General features: G+C 59.6%; 8 protein-coding genes. 5 read left to right on the top strand and 3 right to left on the bottom strand.

Annotated elements, in window-relative coordinates:
* Positions 1 to 468 precede the first annotated feature (468 nt).
* On the bottom strand, positions 469 to 1,473 hold the full coding sequence (gene moaA / locus F591_RS0126525) for a GTP 3',8-cyclase MoaA (protein ID WP_019537574.1): 1,005 nt from the start codon (positions 1,471 to 1,473) through the stop codon (positions 469 to 471).
* Positions 1,454 to 1,822, bottom strand: coding sequence for a prenylated flavin chaperone LpdD (gene lpdD, locus F591_RS31845; RefSeq protein ID WP_156829719.1), 369 nt, complete (start codon positions 1,820 to 1,822; stop codon positions 1,454 to 1,456). The genes moaA and lpdD overlap by 20 nt, the downstream gene beginning before the upstream one ends.
* A gap of 529 nt (positions 1,823 to 2,351) precedes the next feature.
* Between lpdD and F591_RS0126515 the strand changes: the two genes are divergently transcribed.
* The 5 genes from F591_RS0126515 to F591_RS0126495 all read left to right on the top strand — a co-directional run bounded on the left by F591_RS0126515 (position 2,352) and on the right by F591_RS0126495 (position 5,240).
* A complete protein-coding gene (locus F591_RS0126515; RefSeq protein WP_019537572.1) occupies positions 2,352 to 2,585 on the top strand; it encodes a DUF2249 domain-containing protein in 234 nt (77 codons plus the stop codon).
* Positions 2,585 to 2,908 carry a hypothetical protein gene (locus tag F591_RS0126510; protein WP_019537571.1) on the top strand — a complete coding sequence of 108 codons (324 nt, stop codon included), beginning with the start codon at positions 2,585 to 2,587 and terminating at the stop codon, positions 2,906 to 2,908. Before F591_RS0126515 ends, F591_RS0126510 begins: the two co-directional genes overlap by 1 nt.
* A 131-nt stretch (positions 2,909 to 3,039) precedes the next feature.
* On the top strand, positions 3,040 to 3,630 hold the full coding sequence (locus F591_RS0126505; RefSeq protein ID WP_026326932.1) for a DUF2249 domain-containing protein: 591 nt from the start codon (positions 3,040 to 3,042) through the stop codon (positions 3,628 to 3,630).
* Positions 3,631 to 3,643: 13 nt separating this feature from the next.
* Positions 3,644 to 4,876 carry a hypothetical protein gene (locus tag F591_RS0126500; protein ID WP_019537569.1) on the top strand — a complete coding sequence of 411 codons (1,233 nt, stop codon included), beginning with the start codon at positions 3,644 to 3,646 and terminating at the stop codon, positions 4,874 to 4,876.
* A 64-nt stretch (positions 4,877 to 4,940) separates the two neighbouring features.
* On the top strand, positions 4,941 to 5,240 hold the full coding sequence (locus tag F591_RS0126495; protein ID WP_019537568.1) for a metal-sulfur cluster assembly factor: 300 nt from the start codon (positions 4,941 to 4,943) through the stop codon (positions 5,238 to 5,240).
* On the opposite strand, the gene F591_RS32510 is transcribed toward F591_RS0126495, so the two are convergent.
* Positions 5,237 to 5,764 (bottom strand): hypothetical protein, encoded by a 528-nt coding sequence (locus tag F591_RS32510; protein WP_019537567.1) that lies wholly within the window; start codon positions 5,762 to 5,764, stop codon positions 5,237 to 5,239. The two genes, F591_RS0126495 and F591_RS32510, sit on opposite strands and share 4 nt — an antisense overlap.
* Positions 5,765 to 6,110: the final 346 nt, after the last annotated feature.

Here is a 6,110-nt window from a genome sequence, read left to right as displayed (position 1 = left end):
AACTCTGCGTCAGCGTGCGAACTCCGCTTTAACGTTCGAACTCTGCGTCAGCGTGCGAACTCCGCTTTAACGTTCGAACTCTGCGTCAGCGTGCGGACTTCATGTTAGCGCGGCCCCTTCCCATGCACACCCGGACACATGAGGCGGCGAATCCTGCAAAAAATGCAACATTTTCCGCATCCTTCGCGCTGGAGGGAGAGTAATGTTGTATTTTGTACAACAATTTGGGGGCGACTGGCTGCAAATCGGTGAATATCCTCCGAATTGTTGCACATTCTACAACAATGAGCCGCGAATACGGTTTATTGCCCTGTTTTTGTTGTACAAAATACAACATTGGCATTCCAAGAAAAACGACCGCTAAAACCGCGGCCGCTCCTCCTTGTAACGCCGTCAACAGAAAAAGCCCGATCGTGTACAGATCAAGCTCGTATGCGGAAGCATCCCTTGCGATGTTTATGCGCTGTCTTAGCCGCCGATCTGCGACATGCGCCGCAGCGTCGGAGCATGGCTCATCCGCTCCCCGGACAGCGCCCTGGCCATCTCGTGCGTCTCGGGTTTGGCGTCCAGCGCCTTCATAAACAACGCTGCGATCGCCGCAGGGTCGCCGATATGCTTGCGCACTTGATATTCATCCGCCCAATACAAGCAGGGCTTGATGTTCCCGTCCGCCGTCAGCCGCAGGCGATTGCAGCTGCCGCAGAAATGATCGCTGACGGGATGAATGAGGCCGAACGTTCCGGCCGCTCCCTCCAGCCGGTAGCTTTCCGCCGGGCCGTTGCCGTACACCTCCCGGGTAGCCGTATACGGCAAGCCCAGCCGCTCGCACGTCTCCAGCACATGGGTAAGCGGCATATAGCCCGCCTTCCACCCGGCCCCTTCGTACCCGACCGGCATGTACTCGATGAAACGGATATGAATCGGCTGCTCCAGCGTCATGCGCAAAAACGATTCGACTTCATCGTCGTTGACGCCCTTCATCAGCACCACGTTCAGCTTGATCGGATGAAAGCCGGCAAGCCGACTTGCCTGCAGACCCTTCAGCACCTTGCTTACATCACCGCCGCCGGTTATGCGCGCATACCTCTCCGGCACAAGCGAATCGAGGCTGATGTTCACGCGCGTAAGACCGGCTTCTTTCAGAGCGGGCGCGAACGCGGCCAAATAAATCCCGTTGGTGGATAAAGCGATATCTTCAATGCCCGGTATCGCGGACAGCATGGCGATCAGCCGGTCCAGCCCTTTGCGCACGAGCGGCTCCCCGCCCGTAATGCGCAGCTTCCGGACGCCCAGCGGCGCCAGCGCCTTGACGACTTCCGTGATTTCCTCGTAACGCAGAATTCGATGGTCCGGCTCGAACGTCATTCCTTCCTCAGGCATGCAGTACACGCAGCGCAAATTGCAGCGGTCCGTCACGGAAATGCGCAAATAGTCGTGAATGCGGCCATACTTGTCAACGAGTTGTGTCGGCATCGCCGCTCCTCCTCCCTCTCCCCTGTTTTGGCCATTCGCCAACAAGCTGCCTCAATTGACGGCGGGCTTCCGCTACAACAGCTTCAATCTCCTGCCTGGTCGGCTGATGCAGATGAATGCCCGCCAATACGGCGACCGTGCATTCCAGCGACCGCGCAGCCATCTCTGCCAGCTCGGCGGCCAGCTCCCCTTCCCGGTGGCCGGGCAGCGCCAGCGTGTCGACGCGCACGGTTCGCTCCTCCGGGTGATACATGGCGGTGGCCGCCGCACCGATATGCGCCGCGCCCCCTGTCACGAGGAAGACGACATCCTGTCCCATATCGATAGCGCGAATTGTAACGTTTGACATAGACTCACCATACCGGGCGACCGTTTTCAAAGCTATGACATTCATCACATCAGCCTGCCGCCGCCTCAGCCGCAGCCGCCCCCTATCCCGGCCCAAGCGGCGTGGTTCGCTACAATTACCGTCCGGCAATGTCGTCGGGATTGAGCCCGCAGGCATCGCACCGGCCGCCTCGCCCCGTCCCGCCTCGCGAGCATTGCACCAGCCGCCTCGCCCCGTCCCGCCTCGCGAGCATTGCACCAGCCGCCTCGCCCGTCCCGCCTCGCGAGCATTGCACCAGCCGCCTCGCCCGTCCCGCCTCGCGAGCATCGCGCCGCTCGCCTCGTCCCGCTCCGCAGGCACCGCCCGCTTGATCGCGCCGCCCGATCGCGCTGTCCGCCTGATCGCAGGTTCTGCCGCTGGCCTGCCAGAAGCCTGAGTTCGCCTTCGGCTATATTTCTTAAAAATTGTGATCCGGCTCACGAAGACGATGCATCGGCTGCTCTATAATCGGGATCAGAAAGCCACTTACTTTTCCGAGGAGGAATGAAGCATGAGTTCATTCGCCGCAACCATCCGCGCGACGGAATACCCGCCGCATCTGAAGCACAAGGTCATCTTCGAGACGTTCGGCAACCTGAAGCCGAATGAAGCGATGCTGCTTGTAAACGACCATGATCCCGTGCCGCTGCGCTTCCAGTTCGAATCGATGCATCCGGGCCAGTTCACGTGGGAGTATATCGAGCGGGGTCCGGCCACCTTCCAGGTGAAGATCGGGAAGCTGTAATGGCGAGCGTTCAAATCCTTGACGAGAGGACGATCCGAATTCAGGTGACGCTGGAGGATGCGGTCGCCATGATCCAGGAAGCGAGCCGCCATCTTGACGACTACGCTTCCGAGATCGTGACGATTTATGAGAAAATGCCGGAGTTTCAATACACGCATTTCTGCTTCTATGCTTATGACAGCGCGCGGCTGTTCGAGCACATGCTCGGCGTCGATCCGAAAGCGTACACCTCCTTCACCCTGGAAGCGCCGGATTCGTTCTTCTACTCGCTCTATGGCGGCATGGCAGGCTTGTATGACAGGGCTGTCCAACAAATGGGATGATAGCCGCCGGCAAATTGCCGGCAACGGAAGAGGTCGGCCGATGATGAAGCTTCGTTCAGGATCGGCCTCCAGGCAGCATTGAGCTTAAAGCAAGTCAGCGTCGGAATTTTAATGCCAAGCAGGTGAAGCGTATGAACCGTAAGGAGGCAAAAGTGGTCGAGCTGGACGTCAGACCCCAGCTCCGCAATAAGCTGGAGCCGTTTCAACTGATTATGGAGACGGTCAAAAGCCTGGGTAAAGACGATATCTTCGTGCTGCACGCCACCATCAAGCCGACTCCGCTGTTCGGCGTGCTGAAGCTGAAAGGGTTCGCAGGCAAAGCGGAGCAGGTCGGCGAGGAGCATTGGGTCTCCACCTTCGTCAGCAAAAAGAACAAGCACTGGCTGGACGAAACAGCCTCCGGGGAGCAGCCAGCCGCAGCCGCTGCGGACGCGGCAGAGGCCGTACCGCCCACGGACGGTACAGATGACGCCGGCGAGGGCGCCGGGGCCGCGCAGCGCGATCCCGTAACCATCTCGCTGGACAACCGGGGACTGGAGCCGCCCCAGCCGATGATTCGCACATTGGCCGCACTGGAACGATGCCGCCCGGGAGATGCCGTGACCATTCACAACGACCGCGTGCCGATGTTCCTGATCGAAGAGCTGCACAGCCTGGGATATCCCTACGAGGTGGAGGAACAGCCCGACGGCTCGGCCAAGGTCACCATTCGCAAAGTATAAGGAGGCGAGAACGATGTCCCGTCTCCCCTTTCTGTTTATCATTACGGGGATGATCAGTTTTGTGCTGTTTCAGGCGTTTTCCCTCGCCTCCTTATCCGGCTGGCTGGGGGAAGCGCTGCGCAGTCCGAACGGATGGTTTCATGCGCATCTGTTCGTGCTCGCTTGGGCGACGATGCTGGCGATGGGCGCGGTCTATCAGCTGATCAACGTCATCCTGCAATCCAGCCTGTACAGCGAACGGCTCGGTTACGTCCATTACGCAGCGTTCTCCGCCGGCACTGCGGGCCTGCTGTACGGCTTCATCCGCGGAGACCTCGGCTGGATCGCCGGAGGCGCAACGCTGGCGCTGGCCGGCATCCTGCTGTTCGCGGGGAATATCGCCGCCACCTTGCTTCGCGCCGGGAAATGGGATGCGATCACGCTGAGCGCCGCCTGCTCCGTGCTGTACCTCGCGCTGACAGGCATCTCCGGCCTGGCGATGGGGCTCAACCTCGCCTTCGGCTTCTGGCCCGCCATCCATGGACAGCTGTTCGGCGCGCACATATGGCTGGGGGCGGTCGGCTGGTTCGGCTTGCTCATTACCGGCTTCAGCTACAAGATGCTGCCGATGTTCTATCTGGCGCACGACTACCCGACCGGATTGCAGAGCGTTGTGCTCGTCTTGTGGAATGCGGCCGTGGTCGTCGGCACGCTCGCTTTCCTCGCGGACGCTAGCGCATGGCTTCTCTGGACGGCGCTGCTGCTGCTTGCGGCGGCTGCCACAGCGTACAATATCCATCTGCTGCAGATCAAGAAAAAACGCCACAAGCGCAATCCCGGCCTGGGCATTCAATGGTCGGTATACGCCAGCCAGGCTTTTGCCTGCCTGACCGTGGCTCTGCTGATTTATGCGCTCCCGAACCCGGATCGGCTGCTCGATGAGCGAATCGTGCTCGCTGCCGGTTGGAGTTATTTGGGAGGCTGGGTTTCCTTTACGATACTATGCTATGCGTCCAAAATCGTCCCCTTCTTATGGTGGACGTACAAATACGGAAAGCAGGCGGGCAAACCGGGAACGCCGATGATGGCCGATCTGCTGAACGAGCGCAACGTGCACATCGGACTGGCGCTTATTGCCGCGTTCACCCTGCTGCTCATCGCAGGGCTTGCGGCTGACTGGCAGACGCTTGTCGCAGCAGCGGGATCGGCCTGGTCCCTGTTGTCCATAGCCTACATCTCGCTGATCGCTCTCGTATTCGCCCGCTGAAGCGGATCGCTTCGGGCTTGGCCCGCTCCGGGTCTATTTTTGGAAAAAGAGGAGGAGGAAGAAGATGCGCGATGCCGAACATTTGCTCGAGCTGTTGAAGGAAGTGTACGATCCCGAGCTGAACGTCAATATCGTCGATCTCGGCCTGGTGTACGAAGTACGCGAGGAGCCGGACCGCATCTACGTGCGCATGACGCTGACGACCCCCGGCTGCCCCTTGCATGACACGATCGTCGGCGGCGCCCGGTGGGTGTTGGCCGAAAAAACCGGCAAGTCCAACGTGGATATCGATCTCGTGTGGGAGCCGCGTTGGTCCCCGTCCATGATGTCGGAGAAGGCGAAGGAGCAGTTAGGGTTCTTTTAAGTTGGACGCCTATAACAAGCGATTCCTTCGTCATCGGTCATCACCTGCGGTGCCTGAAAATTCGCCGGAGGGTTCCGTCCAATTTTTTTCAAGTCAGAATAACCGTGCCGGACATTCAAAAAGCGCCTTATCGGCGCTTTATCGCAGATCCATTCGTCTCCCTTCAGCTCCGGCAAGCTCTCCAGGCTGACCTTGACGCCGGCACGGCGCCAAGACGCGGGCCGCGCATTTGACCGGATTATTGTCCGGCTAATGCCATAAACTGCTCGGCCGCCAGGCGGATCCAGAACCTGCGAATCGAGCTGCATGCCCGGAGCTGCATGCAGCACTGCGCCCGGATGCATGTCGTAGACCGTGCCGTCCACACGCATCCTGGCCTTGCCGCGAACGGGAACCAACAACCCATGCCTGGCCGTCCTGAAGTCGCGCAATAGGCTGTGGGGCTGAATCACTAATCGGTATACCCGTTCTATTTGGCAGAAACCGCTGGCAAAAATCCCGGCTAATTTGTCCACGTCGACCATATACGCTGTCCTCCGGTTCTATGAATCCATAGAGCAGTATACACCAGAATCCACGAAGGCACACTGGCCCTGCAGGGGCGGATGGCCGCCGCACCGCCTCTCCGGCGTAGGAAATCGCGAATAAGCACGAACCGCTGCTTCTCTCTAAGCCGCGAAGCAAGCACGAACCGCTGCTTCTCTCTAAGCCGCGAAGTAAGCGCGAGCTGCTGTCTTCCTCCTAAGTCGCAAAGCAAGCGCAAGCTGCTCTTCCCCCCAAGCCGCAAAGCAAGCGCAAGCTGCTCTTCCCCCCAAGCCGCAAAGCAAGCGCGAGCTGCTGTCTTCCTTCCCAAGCCGCAAAGCAAGCGCA

The organism is Paenibacillus ginsengihumi DSM 21568 (assembly GCF_000380965.1).
Taxonomy (GTDB): Bacteria; Bacillota; Bacilli; order Paenibacillales; family NBRC-103111; genus Paenibacillus_G; species Paenibacillus_G ginsengihumi.
The sequence above is the reverse complement of the archived record's forward strand: the minus strand, read 5'-3'. Positions and strand labels throughout refer to the sequence as shown.